Annotated in this window: 2 protein-coding genes; both read right to left on the bottom strand. The window is 63.1% G+C overall.

Going from position 1 to position 1,324, the window contains the following annotated elements; all coding sequences use genetic code 11:
- The coding region (locus A7X77_RS32880; RefSeq protein ID WP_156668213.1) for a phage major capsid protein at positions 1-324 on the bottom strand (324 nt) is incomplete at its 3' end.
- 18 nt (positions 325-342) lie between these two features.
- Positions 343-1,324 (bottom strand): hypothetical protein (locus A7X77_RS33680; RefSeq protein ID WP_064686689.1); only part of this gene is annotated, 982 nt, incomplete at its 5' end.

Raw genomic sequence — 1,324 nt, forward strand, 5'->3', positions numbered from 1 at the left:
GTCCTCGCCGGAGTTCTGCAGCTGTTCGAGGCCGGACATGGAGACGGCAACCGCGGCCTGCTTGAGGTCGTATTCGGCGGCGGTGATGACGTCGGAGGGCTGGACGTTCAGGATGTCGTAGCCGGAATAGCGCTTGAAGGTGCTGTTTTCCTGGTACTGCAGCTCCTGGACGATGGTGCGGCCGCCAGAGACGGGCTTTTTCTTCCCGCGACTGTTGAGACGAGAGAGAAGACCGTTGTTCTTCGTCACGTCGTCGGCGACCGTGCCGCTGCGGTTGCGCAGCGTCGTGGTGACGATTTCAGAGAGGTTGGGCGAGATAGGCATTGATCATGGTTCCTTTTGTCAAACGCGACCGTTCGCGGCGTGCATCGCCGTGCGAAGGGATTCGCGGATTGAGGTTGGCTGACCGGCGCCGGCGCCCGGGGTTGGCCCAGGTGCGGAAGAGCCGGAAATCGATCGTGAGGCGCGGCGGGCCTGATCTGCCGCTGCTGCCCTCTGGGTATTCTGATCTTGAACTGTGTTCGCCGGTGCAGCTTGGCTGATCAGCTGCTGGCGAATATCGGGGCGCATCCAGCATGCGGCGTCGTAGGCATCCTTGAGCGACGATGCGCGCCCTGCGCTGATGAGGGCGACCATGTCGTCGAGAACGGCTTCGGCGTGCACATTTACCGGATCGGAAAGGAACGCTTCGACTTGACTTTGCGTGTCCCTTTTCCGGAGTACCTGTTCAACCGTGGCCTCGACGTTGACGGGTTGAGGCGTGGGCTGTTGCTGGGCCGGTTGCGGGCGGCGCTGCAGGATCTGGTCCTGCTGACCGGCCATAAGGGCCTGAAGATTGACGCCGGCCATCCTGGCGACGTTGATAACGGTATTGACGGGATCACGGATGAGCGCGTTCTCCCAGTCGATCGCCTTTCGCATGACATCGGCGTGTGTGGTGCCGGCCTGGCGAACGATAGGGGTGAACTCCTCGAGCCCCTTGTAATCCTGAAGCACGCGGAAGCCACGATCGACCTCCTCTTCGCGCTTGCTGACGGCAGCCTGCACTTCGGGCGGCAGACTCGCGAACTGCGCCTTTGCTTCCTGTGACCAGCCAGGCGGGACACGGTGCGACGAAGCCGTCGGCTGCTGCTCCTGTGTGATGGCTGCTGTCTGCTGACCGGCAGGAATGGCGCTTGCGGTTGCGTCCGCCTGAGCTTCCTTCGGAGCAGCCGTGGGCTGCTGTGACGCTTGGCCGGTTTTGTTCTGATCCTTCGGGGCAAAACGGCCGTGCTCGTCACGCTGACGATCGGTGCCGCCGGCCGGCGCTGTTCCCGTGCTGGCG

This window comes from Rhizobium bangladeshense, from assembly GCF_001662075.1.
Lineage (GTDB): Bacteria > Pseudomonadota > Alphaproteobacteria > Rhizobiales > Rhizobiaceae > Rhizobium > Rhizobium bangladeshense_B.